We start from the raw sequence: 21,916 nt of genomic DNA on the forward strand, positions 1-21,916 counted from the left end.
CAGATTGGCGAGGCGCCATCGAAAATCCATGTATTATTGTGCTGGAATGGTTCCCCGCAAGCCGGCCAACGCCACTGCTTGGTCAAGAGACCCGTCAGTCTTCACTTGTTCTGTGAAGCTCCTGAGAAATGCATGCACAGCCTCGCGACCTTTGGGGCTGGCGATGGCGACGTGTTCAATGGACCATCGGCCCGGAAGGACGCGAGAACCGGGCAAACCATCGGCCAATTCGTACAAGATGGGCTTGTTAGTAGCGAACGCGTCCAGATCTTTCGCCGCAAAAAATCTCGGCGCTTCTTTGATGGACGGGACCGCGACAACCGTTGCGTTCTTTAACAATTTGGGGAGGCTTGTTTCCGAGGTACTTCCTTTTACGACTCCGATCCGCACGCCGGGCTGATCGATCGCTTCAATTGTGGAGAGTTCGGAGCCGGCTGGCACGAGATACCCCACTTCGACCGACAACAAATTTTGCATAAAGTCGACGTCTTTCGCTCGCGCCGGGGTAGCGTTTGTTATCGTAAAATCGACCTCGCCACTTTTCACGGCGTCGAGCACCTCAGCAACACGCGTAAAGGTGACTAACTCAACTTCGACGCCCAGTCGACGCGCAAGTGCTCCTCCTAGATCGACCGATAGGCCCCTGTTTTCGCCGCCCTTTCCCCTTACTAGTTGAAAAGGGCTGCCTGGGTAGACGCCGACACGGAGCTTTCCAGTGGGCGCAAGAACGGCGCGGTCGGCAGAAGTTTGCGCCGAAGCTGTCGTAATTCCGATAAGAGTCGCAACCACGAGAATCCAATGAACACTCGGTCGTACCATTTCCATAATTCTCCAGCGAAACTCAAAACTGCTTACCTAATCTATGAGAAGCATTTTGTGGCTAGCCACGGCGTGCAACGATCAGGCAGATCTTTATGCCTAGTCACTCGCGATAGTATTCCGGCCGTCGATGGATTCTCATTCGGATCCTCAAGTGCCCGCTCTAGGTCAAAGCCGCCTTTGGCGGCCAGACCGGGCGACTTCGGCTTTATGGCCGGGAGCCGGCGTTTATGAGTACACGACCTACAGCAGTCCCCGATAAATCCCCGGCGCGGAGCCGTCGATGGCCACCGCGCCGACAGCCTTCTCGTAGAATTCCGCCGGTCCGACGCCGCCGATGATGGCATAGCCGAAGCCCTGATATTTCATGTCCTCGAGACAGGCGAACAGCAGCGCCTTGCCGATTCCGCCCTGTTGCGCCGCCGGCGCGACGCCGGTCGGACCGAAGAAGTTGCGGCAGGTCGCGTCGTAGCAGGCGAATCCCACGATCTTCTTTTGCTGGGTCGCGATGAAGCACGAGACTGGCTGGCGGCTGAACGCGACATCGGTCTCGCTGGCCCATGCCTCGCTGAATGTCTCGCGCACCCAGGCTGTGACCTTGTGCTTTTCGGGCGCGAGCGCCCGGCGCATGACGATTCCACCCTGCTGCAATCGATCGTAGGCGGGCCGGGAATTGGGCAGGGCGTAGAGCTTGACGAGCATGTCCATCCGCCAAGCTTAGTTGAAAACGCGCCCGGTGGGCAAATCGCGCGCACGACAGGGCGGCCGAGCATGGCGACGGCGGCGTGGACCGCCGCTCAATGCTGCCCTATGAGGCGACCCGAGGCTCCTGCCCACCTGGCGGCCGAAGCTGTGAGTCACTCGTCATTCCAGGCTCGGGCTCTGCGAACCCCGGAACGACAGGGTGCGGCAAATCACCCCGACGGGCAAATTTTCGCTTCGCGTTTGACCCAACTCAGATGTTCAATATACCCGTCTCGCCCGACACGAGGGGCGCTTCGCGGTCGTCACGAACGCGGGTCGAGATGCGGTGGACGCCGATTGCGCAGTTGACGAACGCGCATGAAGCGGACGGCGAAATCGTGCAGGCCTGACGCCCTAGCGGTAGGTGTCTTTTCGGATTGCGCAGATGCGCGTCGCGAAGACGGTGACAACAAAGCCAAGTCTCGCCGGGGAGAGCACGTATAAGCCGTAACCCATCGCGCAGGGAAAGCCGGATTGCTCCGGTTACACCTGTGGTCCTACCCCCGAGCTTTCTACCCTTTTGCTCGGGGCCCATGGGTGCGATCGGCACCCGGCTTTCCCTGCGCCCTCTGCTGACGGAGAGGGCGGAACGTGATCCAAGACTCGGGCAAATCATGCCGCGAGAACGCGGATGTATGACTCACAGCTCGCGCAACAAACTCAATGTCGTCCTGGCGAACGCCAGGACCCATTACCCCGAATGCGCATTGTTGCGCGACGCTGGGGACACAATCTCGTTCATAATGAAATGCGGTGGTTATGGGTCCTGGCCTCCGCCAGGACGACAACGGAAAGTCCCGTTCACTACATCCGCCGCAGCGTATGGGTCCCGGCTCTCCCGGGACGACCAATGTTGCGGAGGCGACAATTGCAAACGCGGCAACTACAAATACCACGCCAGCACCGCCTTGAGCCGGGCGTTCTCGATCACCGGCAGCGCAACCACCTGGTCGAGGCCGGAGGCACGCGCCGATGTTGCCGCAATCGATTCATCCTGCTTCAGATGTTCGGTGAGCGCGGGCATGCCGGTCGCCCATGCGCCTCCGATGCTGCCTTCGCCACGCCGGATCGTTGTTGTTGCATAGAGCTTGGCGAGATCGGATTGCTCGCTGCAATCGCCGGCGTGGAACAGCAGCGCCGAGCGCTGCTCGTTCGGCACCCAGATCTCGAACCGGCGTGCGATCGGCGTCGCCTGGGCCGACAGGAATGTCACCACCCAGGTCTGGTCGCCGATGCTATAGGGGATGCCGACACCGCAATTGATGCCGATCTCGGATGCGTCCTCCCAGCGCAGGAAGCTCTTGGAATTGTGCAGGTCCTTGATGATCAGCGGCATGCCGGCCTTCCAGGTCCGGCCGGGCAGGCCGAAGCCGCGCGGGAATTTGGTGTGGCGCGAGTTGAACTCGAACATGTCGGCGGTGCCGTAGTAGCCGTCGACCAGCGCCATCTCGTGGGATCTGTCGGGGTCGTTGTGCCAGAGCTCGATCGCGCCGACATGCTTCCTGTCGTCGCCGCAGAGCAGGACCATCACGGCCATCAGAAATTCGCCGGCGAAGACCGGAAGTGCGACACCGCAGGTCAGGCCAGCTTCGATCGCCTCGTCGGTTCGCCTGAAATAGGAATTGGCGAATTCGGTCAGGATGACCGGATGGCCGCTCGCCCAGGCCTTGCCGGGAAGGCCCTCGTCATAGGCGAACAACGCGTTCTCGCTGACGGCGTTGAACTCCGCGAACTTACTGCTGGAGAGGCTGCCGCCGAATTCCAGCCGCGTTCGTGTTCGATCGGGCACCCACAGTTCAACAACGCGAATGAAGGTCTTCATCGCACGCACCTGCCGCCTCGCCGATGGCTAGCATCGGCGAAGTCACGGCAAAACGTGCGCTCAAATTGCGGGCAAGCGGCGCCCAAAGCCGATGCGACGGCCCGATTTCGCCTCAGTCCCGATACGACGGATCGGTCCGGTCGAGTTTGCGCAGCAGCGCCGGCCAGGCGAGTTCGCCGTTGCGGGCGGCACGGCCGGGTCTCGGCAGCATCCGCTCATAGGTGTCCTCGAGGATGTCCCGCGGCGGATAGAAGGGTCATAGGCGAATTCGAGACGGTTGATGCCCTACGGCCGCCTGCTGCCGAGCGCAGACGCGATCGACTCCGGGTTTCTGATCCGCTCGATCAGCATATCGATGCGGTCGCCGCCCCAGAACAATTCGCCGTTGAATACCATGCTGGGAACACCAAACACGCCGAGCGCTTCGGCCTCATCGATGATGCGATCGTGTTCGGCGCGGGCAGGGCCGTGCACATAGGCCTCGAACGCCTCGGCGGAGCCGCCGATCGCGGCGATCACGCCGGCGATCGCCGCGAGGTCGTCGATCTCGAGCTGGTGATCCCAGAACTTGTGGAACACCGTGTCGTGGTACGGCCGGAACAGCCCGTGGCGCTGCGCGAACAGCATCCCGGCGCTGGCGTAGAACGCGTCGTAGATGCGGCGCGGACCCTTCATGGTGAGCCCCTGCGCGTTGGCGAACCGCCGCGCATCCATGTAGAGGTAGCGCACCTTGCGCCAGAAGTGCGGCGTGCGCGCCTCGACCGTGCCCATGAATTCGGGAATGCGCAGCGTGTAGGGCAGCCATTGCAGTTCGACGCCGTGCCTCTCCTCGAGCTCGAACAGCCGCCTGTTCGCGACATAGGCGTAGGGAGACTTGTAGTCGGTGTAGATCCTGACCTTCGGCTTTACCATGTTCGTTCCTCACCCCTTCGGCGCAATTGTTTCCAATCCGGTGTAGTGGCGCAACGCGGCGTAGCGAAGGGGAGATGGCGCGCAAACGAGTGGGCCCCGGTGCAGTCAAGCATCGCGGGGCCCTGCTACTTCGTTTTAGCGAAGGATATCTGGTATGGACCAGTGGTGTTTCGGGACCTAAAAGCGCTTGGCCTTCGCGCTCTCGTCCTGCGGATATGTTCAGATTGTCGGCGGTACACGCGGCTCGCAGCTGCTTTCAGCCTCAACGTGCACCGAGACCTTGCCGCTGAGCAAGGTCACTGGCTTGCGCCGGTGGCGTCATGCTCCTCTCCAAGAGTGGGCCGACGGACCTCTGTCCGCTTCTGCTGCCTGGCGGCCGATCCCATAATCGTCCGTCAATTCCTGCGACGCGAGGAGCAGGCGCTCCAGCACCCCAACAGGTGCAGCCAGCGAAATGCTGCGGCAGTTATGGCCGCGTGTCAAGTTAACGAGCGAGGGAATTCAGGTCAGAATTCCTGTCGCGACTTGGTCTGTCGGTACTGGGTGAGGTCCGGATCGTGCGTCATTTTCCAGTAGTCGACGAACCGCCACGGCATCGCCGAGAACACCCGGCCGCTGCTGTTGCGGTAGTAGGTCGTCATGCCCGGATGCGTCCAGATCAATTGCGCATGCTCGGCATCGACCTTGCGGATGTACGCATCATGCGCGTCGGGATGCACGTCGATCGCGGCGATGTCGTTCTCGATCATCTCGACGAGGCAGGCGGAGATGTAGCGGCTCTGGCATTCCGACTGGAAGATCACGCTGCCGCCATGCGCCGGTCCCGAGTTGGGTCCGAGCATCAGAAACAAATTGGGGAAGTCAGGCACGGTGAGGCCGAGATACGCGGTCGGATTGTCGTGGCCCCAGACCTGCTTGAGATTCTTGCCGTCACGCCCGGTGATGTTGAGACGCGCCGCCATTTCGGAGACCTTGAAGCCGGTCGAGATCACGATGACGTCGTGCTGCCGCGATGTGCCGTCGGCCGTGACGATGCCGTTCGCCGCGAAATGGTCGATCTTGTCGGTGACCAGCTCGACATTCGGCTTGGTCAGCGTCTTGAACCAGTTGTTGTCGAGCAGGATGCGCTTGCCGTAGGGCGGATAGGTCGGCATGCACTTCTGGATCAAATCGGGGCGATCCTTCAGCTCGGAGAGGATGAAGTCGGCCAGCTCCTGGCGATGCCGGTCATTGCCCTTGTTGACGGCGCGGTCCGGATGCGGCCAGGCCGGATCCTTGCGCAGGAACGGCAGCAGCCCGTCGCCGTAGCGCCAGAACATGTTGAAGCGATACCACTGCACATAGAACGGCAGATGGGCCAGCAGCCACTGCGCGCCTTCGGTGATCGGATCGGAATAGCCCTTCACCGGGCGCGCCCATTGCGCGGTGCGCTGGTAGACGGTGACCGAGGCGACACGGTCGGCGATCGATGGCACCAGCTGCATCGCGGTCGCGCCGGTGCCGATCACGGCGACACGCTTGCCGTCGAGCTTGATGTCGTCGGACCACAGCGCCGAATGAACCTTGAGGCCGGTGAAATCCTCGTCTCCCGCAAAGCGGGCGGGCAGGGGATCGTTGAGTTGGCCGATCGCGCTGACCAGCGCGGTGGATTCGAAGGTCTCTTCGCCGCCGGCGGTCTTCAGCGTCGAGATCCAGCGCCGCCTGCCTTCGTCCCAGCGCGAGCTGACGAGCTCGGTCGAGAGGCGGACATGCGTGCGAATGTCGTATTCGCGGACGACCTTCAGCAAATAGTCGAGCAGCTCCTGACGCTGCGCGAAATAGCGCATCCACGGATTGCGGGGGCCGAACGAGAACGAGTAGGAGTGGTTCGGCGTATCGACGCCGCAGCCGGGATAGCGGTTGACGTACCAGGTCCCGCCGATCTCGTCCTGCTTCTCGACGATGGTGTAGGGGATGCCGAGCCGTCCGAGCGCGACGCCGAGTGCGATCGCGCATACCCCGGCGCCGACGATCAGCACATGCTGCTGCGCCAGCTTTGCGGCGGACGGACGCGCGCGCCAGCGCGCATCGCGCGGGACGAAACCCATCTCCTCTCGCATCAGCGGCGCATACTCCGGGGTGACGTTCTCGCCGAGCGTCGCGCGCATCATCCGCAGCATCATTTCATCGCCGGGATCGGTGATGGCTGGCTTCGGCGTGCCGTTGGCGAACAGGTTCAGCACGGCGGCGCGGATCTCGTCCTGAATCTCCTTCGGCACGCCGGCGTCCGGATCAGGGATCAGGCGCACGTCGCGCTTCGGCTTGTAGGGCGGCTCCAGCCACTTCTCGTCGCCGGTCATGTGCACCAACACCATCAGCAGCACACGGATGTCGCCCTCGGCGATGGCGGAGGACAGATCGAGAGGTTTGCGCGAAAGCTCGATATTCATGCGGTGCCCTCAGCTCGCCGGTGCGTCGGGCAGACCGCCATAGGCGGCCCAGGTGGTGCCCGCGATGTAGCCGGCGTCGACCGGCAGGTTGATGCCGGTCACGCCGCTGCTCTGTGGCGAGAGAGCAGCCAGGCGATCGCCTGCGCCACCTCGATCGGCTCGACCAGCCGATTCATCGCGGTGGGGCGCGCCAGCAGCTCCTTGTTCAGCGCACCCGACGCGATGCCGGCCTCGAGCGCGGCCGTGCGGGTGAAGCCGGGCGACACCGCGTTGACCCGCACACCCGCGCGGCCCCATTCGGCGGCGAGCGTCTGCGTGATCTGGATGACGCCGGCCTTCGCCGCGGTATAGGCATGGATCGGACCAGACGTCATGCCGGCCACCGAGGCGACATTGACGATCGCACCATGCCGCCGCTTCGCCATGCCGATGCCGACGCTGCGCGCGACCAGAAAGGTGCCACGCAGGTCGATATTGACCTCGCGGTCCCATTGCTCCATCCGCACCCGCTCGATCGGGTGCATCTTGCCGAATACGCCGGCCGCGTTGACGAGGCCCGTGATCGGCCCGTGCGCCTTCTCGATACCGGCGACGCCTATGACCACAGCGCTCTCGCTCGCGACGTCGAATGGCGCCGGCCAGAGAATGGCGTTCGTGCCGACCAGCGGTTCGGGCGCGATATCAACGATGACGACGCGGTGTCCCTGATCGGCGAGCAGCGTTGCGGTCGCCGCGCCAATGCCGCGGCTGCCGCCGGTGACGAGGATGGTACCGTCGGCGCTCATCGCTTCTTCCCTTCGCTGCTGTTGAACAGGCCATGCGTGACCAGCTTCTGATAGGCCGTGATCACGTAGTCGGGCACGGCGGTGACGCCTTGCTCGGAATAGGAATAGCGGCGGCTGAGATAACCCCGCGCACCCATCAAGACCTGCACGATGGCCTCGAATTCCTCGTCGCTGAATGTATTGGTCGCACCCGCAGCCCGCGCGCGCTGCAGGATCCGGACATAGGCATTGGAGATATTGTCGAAGTGCTTCTGGTAGCCGATCGGCGCGAAGAACTCGGCTTCGTTCAGGATGCGGAGAAACTCCGGCACCTCGCGGATGAAATCGAAGAAGGCGCTGAAGCGCTCCACCTCCTGCCGGGCCTCGATGGCGGTACCGGTCCGCGCATGGATAAAGCGGACCATGTCGAGGCCGATCTTCGGCAGCAACTGGTCGAGCAGCTCCTGGCGGTTCTCGAAATGATTGTAGAACGTGCCCTGCGCGACGCCGGCGGCCTCGGTGATGCGCGCCACCGAGGCTTCGGCATAGCCGTATTTGCCGACGACCTTGGTCGCGGCGTCGAAGATCTTCTGCTTGGTCCAGGCGTTGCGCTCAACCCGGTTGAGCTTTGTCACCTTGGCGGATGTCGCTTGCGTCATGCGATGGCCTCGAGTTCGCCGCGATATTTCAGCGCACAGCGGTGCGGAGTCCGCCTGGCACGAAATGCGATGAAGCTGGAAAGATTGATCATTTGCCGCCCGCCGGGCCGATTCCGGCGCCGTTTTCTCCCTAGATGAATTATGAGTCGTAATTCATATTTGGCTTGACGTCACCCCCCTTGCTCTGAAAACATTGTGGCCATGGAGACGAAACGATCTCCGACAGGGCTTTTGGGAACGCGAACCCGACAGGGAGGGTAACGATGACGAGGACCCGGAAACCGGGCATCAGCCGGCGTTCGACGCTTGCGTTGATGGGCGCCGGTGCGATGACTTTTGCCGCGCCATGGGTGGCGCGTGCGCAGGCCAAGACGATCAAGATCGGCATGCCGACCATTCTGTCGGGCCGCGTCGCGCAGCTCGGAACGTCCTCGCGCAACGCGGTGATCCTCGAAGTCGAGAAGGTCAACGCCGCCGGCGGCCTAGCCGGGCGGCAGATCGAGATGGTGATCCGCGACTCCAAGGGGCAGCCGCAGGAAGCCGCGCGGATCGCGCGCGAGCTCGTCAACACCGACGGCTGCGAGATGCTGCTCGACGGCGAGGCATCGTCGGGATCGTTCGCGGTTCACGAAGTGGCGCGCGATCTCGGCGTGCTCTGCATCCACACCTGCTCGGAAGCCTCGTCGCTGACGGCCGATCCCAAGCAGCACATCCCGAACGCCTTCCGCTGCGTGCGGCAGGGCATTCATGATTCGATCGTCGGCGCCGGCTATGCGGCAGGGATCGCCAAGGCCAAGGGCCTGAAGAAATGGGCGACCTGCTCGCCCGACTATGCCTATGGCCGCGACACCACCGGCGAGTTCGTGCTGTACCTGAAGAAGTTCGCGCCCGATGTCGAGATCATCAGCGAGTCCTGGCCAAAACTGTTCCAGCCCGATTACACCGAGGTGGTGACCAAGATCCTGCAGGCCAAGCCGCAGGCGATGTATTCCTGCCTGTGGGGCGGCGATCTCACCTCCTACATCGATCAGGCCAACATCTACGCGTTGTTCACCCAGATGGAAGTGTTCGCGGTCAACATGGCCGACTACACCGCGCTCACCGTGGTGAAGAACCTGCCCAAGGGCATTCACTCCGGCGACCGCTACATCAAGACCTTCCCGCCGACGCCGGAGAATGCGGCCTGGGGCGATGCCTACAAGGCGAAGTACGGCGAGTACCCGACCAACTGGTCGTGGCAGAACGCAACCGCGGTCATGTTCCTCAACGAGGCCGTCAAGAAGGCGAATTCGACCGATGGCAAGAAGGTCGCGGAGGCTCTCACCGGGCTCACCATTAAGTGCCCGTTCGGCGCCGACGGCACCGTCACCATGCGCGCCGATGATCACACGCTGGTCGGCTACGCGATCGGCTGGGGCACGACGATCCCGCAGGAGCCCTACGTTCCAGACGTGAAGGCCGGTGATTGGAAGACCATCTTCGAACTCGAAGCCGAGTGGAAGAAGAGCAAGGGCTACACCTGATCCGCATGCGAGGCGGAGGCAGTCGGCTGCCTCCGCCTTCGATCTGATGTTTGTCGCGCGCCGGCATTGCGGCCCGCCGTAATGGAAGATTCCCGTGGACCTCGACGCGCTCGCCAGTTGCTTCGCCAGCCCTGCCTGTCTGGTGACACAGACCACCAGCGGCCTGATCATCGGCATGCTGCTGTTCCTCGTCGCCGTCGGGCTGACGCTGATCTTCGGCGTGCTCAAGGTGGTCAATTTCAGCCACGGCGCCTTCTATATGTTCGGCGCCTATTTCGCGATGACCGCCTACCAGCTCACCGGCAGCTTTGCGCTGGCGATCCTGAGCGGCGCCGTGGGCACGGCGATCCTCGGCCTGGTCTTCGAGCGCGTGTTCATGAGCCGCGTCTACGGCCGCGACGTGCTGATGCAGCTGCTGGTCTGCTACGCTTTCGTGCTGATCTTCGACGATGTCGTCCGCATGATCTGGGGACCTGAATTCAAGTCGATGGGCATGCCGTCCGCATTCCAGGTACCGCCGCTATTCATCGCCGGCGGCGTGGTGCCGCCATATTATCTGCTGCTGATCGGCGTGGCCCTCGCCGCTGCGGTGGTTCTCGGGTTGGGACTGGCGCGTTCCCGGATCGGCAAGGTGATCCGCGCGGCCGCCCACAATCCCGGGATGGTGTCGGCGCTCGGCATCAACACCGGGCTGATCTATGGTGGTGTGTTCGCGCTCGGCGGCATGCTGGCAGGATTGGCAGGCGCGCTGGCCGCACCGGTGCGCTCCCTGACGCCGGGCATGGGTTTCTCTGTCCTGATCGAGTCCTTCATCGTGACCGTGATCGGCGGCATGGGTTCGATCCTCGGCGCGTTGATCGGCGCGCTGCTGATCGGCCTGATCCGCTCGTTCGGATCCCTCGGCTTCCCGCTGTTCACCGAGGGGCTGATGTATCTCTTCATGGTGATCGTGCTGGTGTCGCGTCCGACCGGCCTGTTCGGCAAGGAGGTCGCATGACCGAGTTGCAGGCCGGGCAAGACGCGCAGCCGCTCGAAGTGCCCCGGATCGACGCCAGACCGCAGCGCTATCGCGATCTTCTGATCGCGCTCGCGGCGTTCGTCTTGCTCGCGCTGCTGCCGCTGCTGTTCGGCAGTAAGCAATTGCTCGACTTCGTGATCCGCTGCGCCGCGTACGGATTGTTCGCGACCTCGCTCAACCTTTTGGTCGGCTACACCGGACTGATCTCGTTCGGGCACGGCATGTTCTTCGGCCTTGGCGCCTATGGCTTTGGCCTCATGATGCAGAAGACCGGCGTCGCGATCCCGGTCGCTTTCGTCGCGACGCTGGCAATGACCTTCGTCGTCGCGGTCGTGATCGGCGCGATCTGCGTGCGGCTGAAGGAAATCTACTTCGCCTTCGTCACGCTGGCGTTTCAGATGCTGATCCATTCCACCATCCTGTCGTGGCAATCGTTGACCGGCGGTGACCAGGGTCTGCGCGGCGGCATTCCGCGGCCGCCGTTCCTCGGTATCGATCTCGCAAACCATCTGCATCTCTACATCTCGAGCTGCGCGCTGCTAGTGATCGGGCTGTTCCTGATGCGCCAGATTGCGCAGTCGCCATTCGGCTACACGCTGCGCATGATCCGCGACAACGCCACCCGGGCGAGCTTCATCGGCGTCGATGTCTGGCGGGCGAAGCTGACCATCTTCGTGCTGGCGGCGCTGTTTGCTGCGACCGGCGGCATGATCATGGCGCTGTTCGTCTCGGGCGCCTATCCCGAGTTCGCCTATTGGACGATGTCGGGCGAGGGCATCTTCATCAATATGCTTGGCGGCGTGACCACCTTCCTCGGGCCGATGGTCGGCACGATGCTGTTCCTGATCCTGAATGACACCGTTACCCGCCTGACCGAGTACCACGGCATCGTGCTCGGCATCGTGATCCTGTTCTTTGCCATCGGTCTGCGCAAAGGACTGATGGACTTCGTCGTCGAATGGTTCGCGCGGCGACGCGGCGAGGAGCTCGGTTAGCCATGCTGGAAATTCGCGGGATTTCGAAATCCTTTGGCGGCGTCAAGGCAACGGACAAGGTCTCGCTCGACTTTGCCGATGGTTCGCTTACCGCCGTGATCGGCCCCAACGGAGCCGGCAAGAGCACCTTCTTCAACCTGATCACCGGCGCGCTGCGGCCCGATGCCGGCCAGATCCTGCTCGACGGGGTCGACCTGGCAGGCAAGACGCCGCCGGAGATCGTGCGCCACGGCATCGGCCGCGCCTTCCAGGTTGCAAGCGTCTTCCCGTCGCTGACGGTCGAGGAGACGATGCTGGCTGCGGTCTGCGCCGATCAGCGCCACGCCGGCGTGATGCATCGCCGCTTCCCGTTGGCCGAGACGCGTGATCGCGCCGAGCATGCGATGGAGCTGCTCGGCCTCGCCGGCAAGCGCAACAGGACTGCGGCGACGCTGTCGCATGGCGATCAGAAACTGCTCGATATCGCGCTCGCGCTGGTGCTCGATCCCAAGGTGCTGCTGCTCGACGAGCCGACCGCGGGCATGGGCACCGAAGAGCGCTGGCGCATGATCGACAAGGTGCGCGAGCTCTGGGAGACGCAGAAGATCACCGTCGTGTTCATCGAACACGATATGGATATCGTGTTCAAGATCGCGCCGCGGATCGTCGTGCTCTGCTACGGCCGGATCCTGGCCACCGGAACGCCGGACGCGATCCGCAGGAACGAGGCCGTCATCGAAGCTTATCTCGGCAGCGACGACCACGCGGGAGCGGTGGCATGAGCGCGCAGCCGGTGGTGCAGGTCGAAGACCTCGATGTTTACTATGGCACCAGCCAGATCCTGTTCGGCGTCGGCCTCTCCGTGCGGAAAGGCGAGACCATGGCGCTGCTCGGCCGCAACGGCGCCGGCAAGTCGACCACCATGAAAGCGATCATGGGGCTGGCGCCAGCACGCCGCGGCAAGGTGAGCTTGCGCGGCCAGGTGGTATCCGGGATGCGGCCGCATCACATCGCGCGGGCCGGGCTCGGCTTCGTGCCGGAAGACCGCCAGATCTTCCCCGAGCATACCGTCGAGGACAACCTCGTGATCGGGCAGAAGAAGGGACCTGATGGTGAGGACGAGTGGTCGATCCGCCGCGTCTATGACGTATTTCCGCTGCTGGAGCCGTTGCGGTACCGGATCGCCGGGCGGCTGTCCGGCGGCGAGCAGCAGATGCTCGCGATCGCCCGCACGCTGATGGGCAATCCGGTGCTGCTGCTGCTGGACGAGCCGAGTGAGGGGCTGGCACCGATCATCGTGCAGCGCATCGGCGAGCTGCTGCGGCAGCTCCGCGGCACCGGTGCCACAGTATTAATCGCCGAGCAGAACATGCATTTTTGCCTTGGCCTTGCGAGCCACGCGACGGTTATCGACAAGGGACAGATCGTCTACACATCCTCCATCGAAGAGCTGAAGGCCAACGACAACATCCGGCAGCGCTATCTGGCGCTGTAGGGCATGATCCGGAGATCATTCCCGAAGGGACAGGGCTCTTCGACAGAAGTGGGAGGACAAATGGCGGGCAAGCTGACGCCGACGCACGAGGCGCCGTATCGCGGGCTGAGGGTGCTCGATTTCGGGCAGGGCATCGCTTCGCCCTATTGCGCAATGCTGCTCGGGGTTTATGGCGCCGAAGTCATCAAGGTCGAACCGCCCGAAGGCGACTAGTCGCGCTATCTCGGCACGACCTACGGCAATCACACCACGCTGTCGGCGGTTTACAACCGCGGCAAGCGCAGCCTTTGCCTCGACATGAAGCACAAGGACGGCATTGCGATCGCGCAGCGTCTGGCGCACGAGGCCGATGTGTTGATCGAAGGATTTCGTCCTGGCGTCGCCGAGCGGCTCGGACTCGGCTATGAGCGCCTGTCTCGCGACAATCCTGGCCTCGTCTATCTCTCGGTCAGCGGCTTCGGGCAGAGCGGGCCGTATTCGAAACGGCCCGGCTCCGATTCGGTGGCCCAGGCATTTTCGGGGCTGGTCTCGGTCAATGTCGGCGCCGATGGCGTGCCGCATCGGGTCGGCACCACGATCTCCGACGTCGTTACCGGCGTCTATGCGTTCCAGGCCATCGCCACAACACTGTTCGCGCGAGCGACCGTCGGCACCGGCCGCTGGATCGACGTCAATCTCTGCCAGTCGACGGCACTGCTCGGCCACAAGGTCGCAGAGTTTATCCTTGAAGGTGGTGCGCCGCGCGCGCTCAATGTGCCGGCCGGTACCTACCAGGCGAAGGATGGCTGGATGATGGTGACGTTGGTGAACGAGCCACAGTACAAGCGGCTGTGCGGTGCGATTGGCCGCGAGGATCTCGCCAGTGATCCGCGCTTCGCAGATTTCGCCCGGCGTGCCGACGCCGCCGACACGCTGATCCCGCAATTGCGCGAGGTGTTCCTGACCGAGGCGACGGAGACGTGGCTGACCCGGCTGCACGCCGCCGATATCATCGCGGAGCGGATACTTAATCCCGGCGAATGGCTGCGCAACGCCCATGTCGAGGCGACCAGGGCGTCGGTGCGCCAGGATACGCCGGGGGTCGGCGCGGTCTACTCGCCGCGTACGCCGGGGATCGCGAGCCTGTCCGAGGATCATCTTTGTCCGGCGCCGGACGTCGGGCAGGATAGCCGCGCCGTGCTGATCGAGGCCGGATTTGGCCCGGACGAGATCGATGCCGTGCTGCTGTCCGGCGCCGTGCGGCAAGCCAAGCAATCGGTTGGAGGCAAGACATCATGAGCACGGACCTCGTTCGCTACTCGGTCACCGACCAGATCGCGGAGATCGTGCTGGATCGCGCGCCGGTCAATGCGCTCAGCATCCCCCTGATCGACGCCTTGCTGGCGGCGCTGGCGAAGGCGCGCGATGATGAGGCCGTGCGCGCCGTCATCATCAGCAGCGCCCACAAGGTGTTTTGCGCCGGCCTCGATCTCGACATCGTCAGGGGCAAGCCCGCGATCGAGACCAAGAAATTCCTGGAGCGGCTGTATTTCGCGCTGAACGATACGCAGTACCGCATCGGCAAGCCGACCATTGCCGCGATCGACGGCGCGGTGCGGGCCGGTGGCATGACGATCGCAATCTCCTGCGACATGATCATCGCGGGCGACAGCTCGACCTTCGGCTATCCCGAGATTGACGTCGGTCTGATCCCGGCGATCCATTTCGTGCAGCTGCCGCGGCTGGTGGGAAAGCACCAGGCGTTCGGCCCGTTGTTCCTCGGCGAGCCGTTCGATGCGGCGACCGCCTTCCGCATGGGCTTGCTCAGCGAGGTGGTGCCGAAGGACACCGCGCTCGCGCGGGCTCGCGAGATCGCGCGCAAGCTGGCGGCCAAGTCGCCGATCGTGATGAAGATCGGCCGCGACGCATTCATGCGCGCGGTGGATGCCGACTTCCGTCGCTCGGTCGAGAACACGGCTGAAAGCTTCGTGGTGGTCGCTTCGACGGAGGACTGCCAGGAAGGGCTGAATGCGTTCCTCGAGAAGCGGACGCCCAATTACAAGGGACGGTAGATGGCTGGATTGTATTTCGAGGAGTTCGAGGTCGGGCAGGAATTCCATCACGCGTTCAGCCGGACCGTGACGGAAATGGACAACACCATGTTCAGCCTGCTGACCATGAACCCGCAGCCGCTGCACCTTGATGCGCATTTCGCCGAGAAGACCGAGTTCGGCCAGCGGCTGTTCAACAGCCTCTACACGCTCGGCATCATGATCGGAATGAGCGTGTACGACACGACGCTGGGAACCACGGTCGGCAATCTCGGCATGACCGACGTCAAGTTTCCGAAGCCGGTGTTCCACGGCGACACTTTGAAGGCACACACGAAGATCATCGGCAAGCGCGCCAGCAAGTCGCGGCCGACCCAGGGCATCGTCGAATTCGAACACACCATGACCAATCAGCGCGGCGAAGTGGTGGCGAGCTGCCGCCGCACCGGGCTGATGCACTGCAAGCCAAAGGCATAGACGATGCGATCGTTCCTGTTCGTTCCCGGCGACAGCACCCGGAAATATGAGAGCGCGAAGAAGACCGCGGCCGATGCCCTGATCCTCGACCTCGAGGACTCCATCGCGCCGGACCAGAAGGTGGTCGCGCGCGCTATCACGCGCCAGATGCTCGATACGCGCAATCCGGGCCAGAAGATGTATGTCCGCGTCAATGCGTTCGACACGGATCTGACACTGAGTGACCTGGCCGCCGTGATGCCCGGGAAGCCTGACGGCATCGTGCTGCCGAAATGCGCTGGCGCCGCCGACGTCAACAAGCTGGCGCTCTATCTCGACGCGTTCGAGGCCGCCTCTGGGATCGCGCAGGGCACCACACGGATCGTCACCGTCGCAACCGAAACGGCGCGCGCAGTCCTGAAAATCCTCGATTTCGAGAATATGAGCCCGCGGCTCTGGGGCATGATGTGGGGTGCGGAGGACCTTGCGGCTTCGCTCGGCGCGACCCGCAACCGCACCGACGGCCGCTATCACTCACCCTTTATCCTGGCTCGCGATCTCTGCCTGATCGGTGCCGCTGCCGCCGGTGTGGTTGCGATAGACACCATCGCCACCGACATCAACGATCTCGAGGCGCTGAAGGCGGAGGCGATCGCAGCGCGGCAGGACGGCTTCCTTGCCAAGGCCGTGATCCATCCCAAGCATGTCGATGTCGTCAACGCGGCCTTCATGCCGACCGACGAGGAGATCGCATGGTCGGAGCGCGTGCTCGCGGCATTCGCCGGCAATCCATCCGGGGTCGCCAAGATGGACGGCAAGATGCTGGATAAGCCGCATCTGCGCGCTGCCGAGAAGATCCTGGCGTCGCGGCGGAGCTAGTCCGCGGTCAGGCACCCCCGCAAGGCGACGGCGAGCCGGTCAGACCGCGGAAAACTCCAGTTCGAAGGCGGCGCCGTGGCTTAGGGGCAGGAGACGGATCGAGCCGCCATGGGTCTCCATCACCGCTTGAGCAATCGCGAGCCCCATGCCGGTGCCGCCGCTGTCGCGACGGGTAGTGAAGAAGGCCTCGAAGATCTTGTCGCGGTTGGAGTAGGAGATCGGGGTGCCGTCATTGCGCACCGTCATCCGGATTCGGGAAGCGTCGCCGCTGGCCTCGATCTGGACGGCTGTCGCATCGTGGCGGAATGCGTTGTCGGCCAGATGCGCCAGCACCATCAGAGCCTTTTCGCCGGACATCCCGATCGAGCGCTCGAGGCAACCGCTGGCCGCGATGGTACGGCCGGGAAAGCGGCTCCTCAGGGTTTCGATGACGGTGGAGAGCAGGGTCTGCTCGTTCTGCGGTACGCTCTCGGCACGCGCCAGCTCGCGCAGCCGCTGGCTCATCGTATCGAGCCGCTCGACGTCGCCAATGATGTTCGAGATGAAGCTTTGTTGCTCGGACCGTGTCAGGGTATCCGACTTGCTTTGCAGCGAATCCTGCAGCAGCTCGGCTGCGCCCCGGATGGAGGTCAGGGGCGATTTCAATTCGTGCGTCAGGTGAGTCGAGAAGGTGGCGATGTAGTCGGAGCGGCGCGACAGCTGCTGGGCCATGCCGAGAAAACTGTCGGAGAGCTGGGCGAGCTCACGGGTGCCGTAGTGCTGCAGCGGCCGAAACGCATTGCGGTCACCGCGTCCGATTCGCACGGCGCGATCGACGAGCTCGCGCATGGGGCGGGTGACCGTTCGTGAGAACACCAGGCCGATGGCGGTTGTCGCCAGGATGACGGCCATCGCGGCCAGCAGGAACTTGCCGCGCTCCCGATAGAGATGCTCGAAGATGTTGCTCGGTGTCCGCGACGCATAGATCACGCCGGCGACGCGGTCATTGACGATGACCGGCATCGCCGAGAAGACGTGAACGCCGACGCCGCGGCTGATCGAATAGATTGGCGGCGGAGGCTTGTCGGGGACACGGATGCGCAACGCGGCGCTATACTGGCCGCGTAGCGCGGCCGCCACCTCGTCGATATGGGCCAGCGACTGCCCGGCCTCCTGGCGTCCCGCGATGACGACGCCCTGCGGATCGAGAATTCGAAAGCCCGCGAGCGTCACCTTCTGGGTGTCCAGCACCAGGGGCATCAGCCGTGCACCGATTGCGACATAGGCCGGGTCTGCGGGCTTGGTCGCCGGCAGCGCGTCGGGCCGTCGCCGCAAGAGGTCGTTGCCGGCAAGATCGAGCTCGGGCCGGATCGGCGTCACCTGATCGCCAGGGTCCGGCAGCGCCTCCGTTGGAACTGCGGCGCCGAGCGGGATGTCATTGCGAAGCTGTGCGCGGACGTCCTGTGCGTAGATCACAGCCAGCACACGACTTTGTGCGATCAATTCGGCCTGAGTTTGACGAATGAGCTGGTTGTCGTAGAGGCGGAAGAAGAAAAGCCCGAGTAACGGGAGAACCGCGACAAGGGCGAGGACGGCAAAGATGATGAAGCTGAGCGACGGTCGCCACTTCTGGCGGGCACGGAAGGACGTCATGCCTAAGGCTCGCACCGGCCGAGCTTGAACCCGACGCCGTGCACGGTCTCGATGACGCTGGCGCAATTCGCCGCCACGAACTTGGCTCTGATGTTGCGGATGTGACTGTCGATAGTACGGTCGGAGACCTGGATATTGAGTTGATAAGCGGCGCTCATGATCTGCTCACGGTTGAAGACTGCCGCCGGCCGGGTCAGGAAGGTCCGCAGGATGCCGAACTCGATCGCCGTCAGATGCAGTGGCGTTCCGGCGAATGTTGCGACGTGCTGCTCAGCATCGACCGAGAGCTGTCCTTTGGACAGCGCGCCCGGCTCCGGCGCGCCAGGCCGCGGCGTCAGCCGCCGCAGGATCACATTGACGCGCGCGACGAGCTCGCGCGGGCTGAACGGCTTGGTCACGTAGTCGTCGCCACCGATCTCGAGCCCGAGGACGCGATCGATCTCATCGTCGCGGGCGGATAGGAACAGGATCGGCACGTCGGATGATTTGCGAATCTCGCGGCATACGTCGAGGCCATCGAATTCCGGCATGCCGATATCGAGGACGATCAGATCCGGCCGGTCGTTTGAAAATCTGACTAGCGCTTCCTTGCCATCGCGGGCCTCGACCACATTCATGCCCGCTTTCTTGAGAGCGACGCGGATGACCTCCCGAATATGGAGGTCATCGTCGACGATAAGAATACGGTGGGTCACGAGTCCACTCCGAAACGAACGTAATCTAGCCTACGGCCGCCACTTGCTGACGATCCAGGAAACGCTGGAGCCGCCAGCTTCGGAAGCCCCAGCTGCGCCATGATGTCATCTGCTCGCGTTGCTCTTTTACAAGGCAATTGCGCCGGTAAACAAGACTGGGGTCGAAGGAGCGGAGCTGGAGCGCCCTGTCGATGGCCGGGAGGGCCTGCGGGCCGAGCCGGATCAAATAATCCATATCCAGATTGACCCCGCTGCCCGAGACTTCCCGGCTGTGGGCTACGTTGTAGTCGGCAATGATGGCCGCGAAATTGATCAAGGAGCAGGTGTAGAGGACGATCGCCGATGCGGCCAGGTTGGCGTGGATCAGCCATTCGTTCGAGCGTCGCTGGACGATGCGTGCCAGGATCAGGACCAGCCCGACCACGACAAGCAGCATCCAGACGAACGCCGCGATACGCCAATACGTGAGCAGGTAAATCTGGACGTAGAGATCAAGCCGCAGCATCGCGGAGATGACCAGCAAGACATTCTGTCCGATCCAGAGATAAACGAGCGAACGCATCACGCGCGATCGCTCGGCAGGGCCGCCCGGCCGCATGGTCAGCAGAACGAAACTCGCGGCGAGCAGCACGGTGATAATCAGAAGATATGCGCCGCGATGTGCATAGGACGCATAGGTAACGTCGGCGGGTAGCGTCCCATTGCCCCAGAGATAGATCAGGTCGAGGATGGTCTGGATCGAAAACAGCAGATTGAACAGGATCAGCGAGCGCAAGATCGTACCTGGGCCGAAGAAACCCAGGTCGGCTGGACCGGACCGATCATTCTCGGCAAATCTGGCGCGATCGTTCGGCACCTCGATGTCGTTGCGCCATCGGATGTGGATGAAGGGCCAGACGAGCGCCACTGCCGCGATCCAGAAAAACGCACGGCTGATGCTGAGATAGGAGGAGGGATCGCCCGGGTTCAGCTGACTGATCCATTTCGTTAGCAATGGGTTGGCTGCCATGAACAACAGGACGAAGAGGCTTCCGAGCAGCAACGGCACGCACCACAGGGTGAAGCTTCGCGTGAGCATGGGCAAATTGAACGCGCGGATCGCATCCTGGAATAGTCTGAAGGGGCCGACCAGATAGAGCTCGAGCAGGGACGTAGCTCCGCGGACGAGACTGTCGAGATAAGGATTGGTCGTCAGCATCAGGGCTGCGCCGAGGGCAAGTGCAATGATGACGAGTGAAGCCGCGTTGATATCCTCGAGCGCCGGCAGCAGCCCCGTCAACACGATCGACCCGGCAAGCAGCAGCCGACGATGCTCGAGATGGCCGAGGTTGACAATCAGCGACGCTGAAGTCAGCGCGATTGCGAAAATGACGACCGAGAGTCCGAGGTGCTGGTCATAGAACAACCAGTCGGCCAGTGCCGCGAGGGCAAGCATCACCGCGACTTTCGCCGGCGGGAGCTTGCTGCCGACTGATTGGGGCGTGATCTCTGGTGGCGCAAGGCTTGTCATGATGACCTCAGGATCGAAGGGATGCGGTCCGCTGCAGCAGGTGGGGCCGTTTGCGCCGGGACGGGATCCGGCGCGCTGCTTGGCCGACCTTGACGCCTGCATGTGCAAACGGCTGGAGCGCGACCAGCAGGAGTTCAGGATTTTTATGCAGATTGCGTGCAGATACGGATTGTCGGCTCGCGCCGGCGAATCTCGTCTGATACGGACCAAGCCGATCGACCTCTTCAGTCCTTCGTGGTCCCCATGCAAATCAGCAAATGTGTCGGCATTGCCCTGCTCTGGATCGCAGGCCTCGTTTTCGTCTTCGCGGGCATCAACAACAACGATCCCTATCTGGTCCCATTGCGTGGGGCGGGAAATCTCTTCCTCGTGGCCATAAGCGGTGCCGTCGTGCTCCTGCTGGTTCGGCGCGGCGCCTGGCGCTGGCGGGCGTGGACGGGCAGGCTTCTGGTGATGCTGTGGTGCCTGCCGCCGCTCGCGATGCTGGCCGCGCACGGTGTGTTCGAGCTGCGCAAGCAGCGCGTTCTGCAGACCGAACCGGTGCTGGCGCGGTCGGTTGGGCAGCACTTCATCATCGGTTACCGGTCGTTCGACGAAGTCGCGCCGCTGGTCGAGAACGGGTTCATCGCGGGCATCTATGTTACGCAGCGAAACATTGTCGGCAGGACGGCCGGCGATTTGAAGGCGGAGATCGCCACCCTGCAGGCCAAGCGACGTGCGGCGGGACTGCCGCCATTGACGGTCGCGACCGACCAGGAGGGTGGCATCGTTTCGCACCTCGCGCCGCCGCTGACGAGGCTGCCCGCGCTGGCCTCGCTGGCCGACCTGCCGCCGGATCAACGAAAAGCAAAAGCCAGGGAGTTCGGCCGCATCCATGGCGGCGATCTGGCGTCGCTCGGCATCAACCTGAACTTTGCGCCGGTGCTCGACCTGCGTCCGGAGGCCAAGCACAACCGGCTCGATTTCAACACGCTGATCAATCAGCGGGCGATCTCCGACGATCCGGCCAAGGTGAGTGCGATCGCAAGGGCTTACATTGACGGCCTCGAGTCCGCGGGTGTGAACGCCACCGTGAAGCACTTTCCCGGTTTAGGCCGGGTGCGCGCGGACACGCATCATTTCACGGCCGATCTCGATACGCCGCTCGGCGAGCTCGAGGCGACCGACTGGCGTCCGTTCCGTGACGTGCTTGCAACGACCGGCGCGCGCCTGATGGTCGGGCACGTGGCGCTGAGTGCGCTCGACCCCGGACGGCCTGCGTCACATTCGAAGGCCGTCGTCGATGGGCTGATCCGGAAGATCTGGAACTACCAGGGGATCGTCATGACAGATGATCTGGTGATGGGCGCGATCTATCAGCACGATGTCTGCACCGCGGTCGTGGAGGCGTTGAACGCCGGTGTCGATCTCTTGCTGGTCGCCTATGACGGACTGCAATTCTACCGGCTGTTCGCCTGCGCCACCGAAGCCGCTGCACGCGGCGCCCTCGATGCCGCCATGTTGCGCGACAGCGAGACTCGGCTCAGGCGCGCGATGCTGATCGACTAGCAGAGGG

19 protein-coding genes and 1 pseudogene are annotated in these 21,916 nt (G+C 63.3%); 10 read left to right on the forward strand and 10 right to left on the reverse strand.

Translation table 11 applies throughout. From position 1 onward, the window contains the following. Positions 1-33 precede the first annotated feature (33 nt). The 7 genes from ACVIW0_RS11435 to ACVIW0_RS11465 all read right to left on the reverse strand — a co-directional run bounded on the left by ACVIW0_RS11435 (position 34) and on the right by ACVIW0_RS11465 (position 8,149). A complete protein-coding gene (locus ACVIW0_RS11435) occupies positions 34-819 on the reverse strand; it encodes a transporter substrate-binding domain-containing protein (protein ID WP_461352420.1) in 786 nt (261 codons plus the stop codon). Positions 820-1,062: 243 nt separating this feature from the next. Beyond that, on the reverse strand, positions 1,063-1,527 hold the full coding sequence (locus tag ACVIW0_RS11440; RefSeq protein WP_461352421.1) for a GNAT family N-acetyltransferase: 465 nt from the start codon (positions 1,525-1,527) through the stop codon (positions 1,063-1,065). Positions 1,528-2,446: 919 nt separating this feature from the next. After that, positions 2,447-3,385, reverse strand: coding sequence for a GAF domain-containing protein (locus ACVIW0_RS11445; protein ID WP_461352422.1), 939 nt, complete (start codon positions 3,383-3,385; stop codon positions 2,447-2,449). Between the two features lie 285 nt (positions 3,386-3,670). Further along, positions 3,671-4,297 (reverse strand): DsbA family protein, encoded by a 627-nt coding sequence (locus ACVIW0_RS11450; RefSeq protein ID WP_461352423.1) that lies wholly within the window; start codon positions 4,295-4,297, stop codon positions 3,671-3,673. Positions 4,298-4,803: 506 nt separating this feature from the next. Then, the gene (locus ACVIW0_RS11455; protein WP_461352424.1) at positions 4,804-6,726 is read right to left on the reverse strand and encodes a flavin-containing monooxygenase; all 1,923 of its coding nucleotides are present in this window, start codon (positions 6,724-6,726) and stop codon (positions 4,804-4,806) included. 98 nt (positions 6,727-6,824) lie between these two features. After that, positions 6,825-7,511: an SDR family NAD(P)-dependent oxidoreductase gene (locus ACVIW0_RS11460; RefSeq protein ID WP_461352425.1), complete on the reverse strand. Its 687-nt coding sequence runs from the start codon at positions 7,509-7,511 to the stop codon at positions 6,825-6,827. Then, positions 7,508-8,149: a TetR/AcrR family transcriptional regulator gene (locus ACVIW0_RS11465; protein WP_461352426.1), complete on the reverse strand. Its 642-nt coding sequence runs from the start codon at positions 8,147-8,149 to the stop codon at positions 7,508-7,510. The genes ACVIW0_RS11460 and ACVIW0_RS11465 overlap by 4 nt, the downstream gene beginning before the upstream one ends. A gap of 263 nt (positions 8,150-8,412) precedes the next feature. Between ACVIW0_RS11465 and ACVIW0_RS11470 the strand changes: the two genes are divergently transcribed. From ACVIW0_RS11470 to ACVIW0_RS11510, 9 genes and pseudogenes are all read left to right on the forward strand, one after another. After that, positions 8,413-9,672: an ABC transporter substrate-binding protein gene (locus tag ACVIW0_RS11470; RefSeq protein ID WP_461352427.1), complete on the forward strand. Its 1,260-nt coding sequence runs from the start codon at positions 8,413-8,415 to the stop codon at positions 9,670-9,672. Between the two features lie 94 nt (positions 9,673-9,766). Continuing rightward, positions 9,767-10,669, forward strand: a complete 903-nt coding sequence (locus tag ACVIW0_RS11475) for a branched-chain amino acid ABC transporter permease (protein WP_461352428.1) — start codon at positions 9,767-9,769, stop codon at positions 10,667-10,669. Beyond that, entirely contained in the window at positions 10,666-11,685 is a 1,020-nt protein-coding gene (locus tag ACVIW0_RS11480) for a branched-chain amino acid ABC transporter permease (protein ID WP_461352429.1), read from the forward strand. The genes ACVIW0_RS11475 and ACVIW0_RS11480 overlap by 4 nt, the downstream gene beginning before the upstream one ends. Positions 11,686-11,687: 2 nt before the next feature. Then, a complete protein-coding gene (locus tag ACVIW0_RS11485) occupies positions 11,688-12,446 on the forward strand; it encodes an ABC transporter ATP-binding protein (protein WP_461352430.1) in 759 nt (252 codons plus the stop codon). Then, positions 12,443-13,159, forward strand: coding sequence for an ABC transporter ATP-binding protein (locus ACVIW0_RS11490; RefSeq protein ID WP_461348939.1), 717 nt, complete (start codon positions 12,443-12,445; stop codon positions 13,157-13,159). Before ACVIW0_RS11485 ends, ACVIW0_RS11490 begins: the two co-directional genes overlap by 4 nt. 60 nt (positions 13,160-13,219) lie before the next feature. Further along, positions 13,220-14,437: pseudogene (locus tag ACVIW0_RS11495) on the forward strand (CaiB/BaiF CoA transferase family protein). Beyond that, positions 14,434-15,210: an enoyl-CoA hydratase/isomerase family protein gene (locus ACVIW0_RS11500; protein ID WP_461352431.1), complete on the forward strand. Its 777-nt coding sequence runs from the start codon at positions 14,434-14,436 to the stop codon at positions 15,208-15,210. Before ACVIW0_RS11495 ends, ACVIW0_RS11500 begins: the two are co-directional and overlap by 4 nt. Next, on the forward strand, positions 15,211-15,666 hold the full coding sequence (locus ACVIW0_RS11505) for a MaoC family dehydratase (RefSeq protein WP_461352432.1): 456 nt from the start codon (positions 15,211-15,213) through the stop codon (positions 15,664-15,666). Between the two features lie 3 nt (positions 15,667-15,669). Beyond that, the gene (locus ACVIW0_RS11510; protein ID WP_461352433.1) at positions 15,670-16,524 is read left to right on the forward strand and encodes an HpcH/HpaI aldolase/citrate lyase family protein; all 855 of its coding nucleotides are present in this window, start codon (positions 15,670-15,672) and stop codon (positions 16,522-16,524) included. A 39-nt stretch (positions 16,525-16,563) separates the two neighbouring features. Here the strand turns inward: ACVIW0_RS11510 and ACVIW0_RS11515 are convergent, their stop codons facing one another. Genes ACVIW0_RS11515 through ACVIW0_RS11525 form a run of 3 tightly spaced genes read right to left on the reverse strand, consistent with a single transcriptional unit; the run spans position 16,564 to position 20,856 of the window. Continuing rightward, complete coding sequence (locus ACVIW0_RS11515; protein WP_461352434.1) at positions 16,564-18,156, reverse strand: ATP-binding protein; 1,593 nt, start codon at positions 18,154-18,156, stop codon at positions 16,564-16,566. Between the two features lie 2 nt (positions 18,157-18,158). Beyond that, positions 18,159-18,851, reverse strand: a complete 693-nt coding sequence (locus ACVIW0_RS11520) for a response regulator (RefSeq protein WP_461352435.1) — start codon at positions 18,849-18,851, stop codon at positions 18,159-18,161. Positions 18,852-18,876: 25 nt separating this feature from the next. Then, a complete protein-coding gene (locus tag ACVIW0_RS11525) occupies positions 18,877-20,856 on the reverse strand; it encodes a DUF4153 domain-containing protein (protein WP_461352436.1) in 1,980 nt (659 codons plus the stop codon). On the opposite strand from ACVIW0_RS11525, the gene ACVIW0_RS11530 reads away from it, so the two are divergent. Then, complete coding sequence (locus ACVIW0_RS11530; protein ID WP_461352437.1) at positions 20,815-21,909, forward strand: glycoside hydrolase family 3 N-terminal domain-containing protein; 1,095 nt, start codon at positions 20,815-20,817, stop codon at positions 21,907-21,909. The genes ACVIW0_RS11525 and ACVIW0_RS11530 overlap by 42 nt on opposite strands. Positions 21,910-21,916 lie beyond the last annotated feature (7 nt).

Source organism: Bradyrhizobium sp. USDA 4454, from assembly GCF_054822705.1.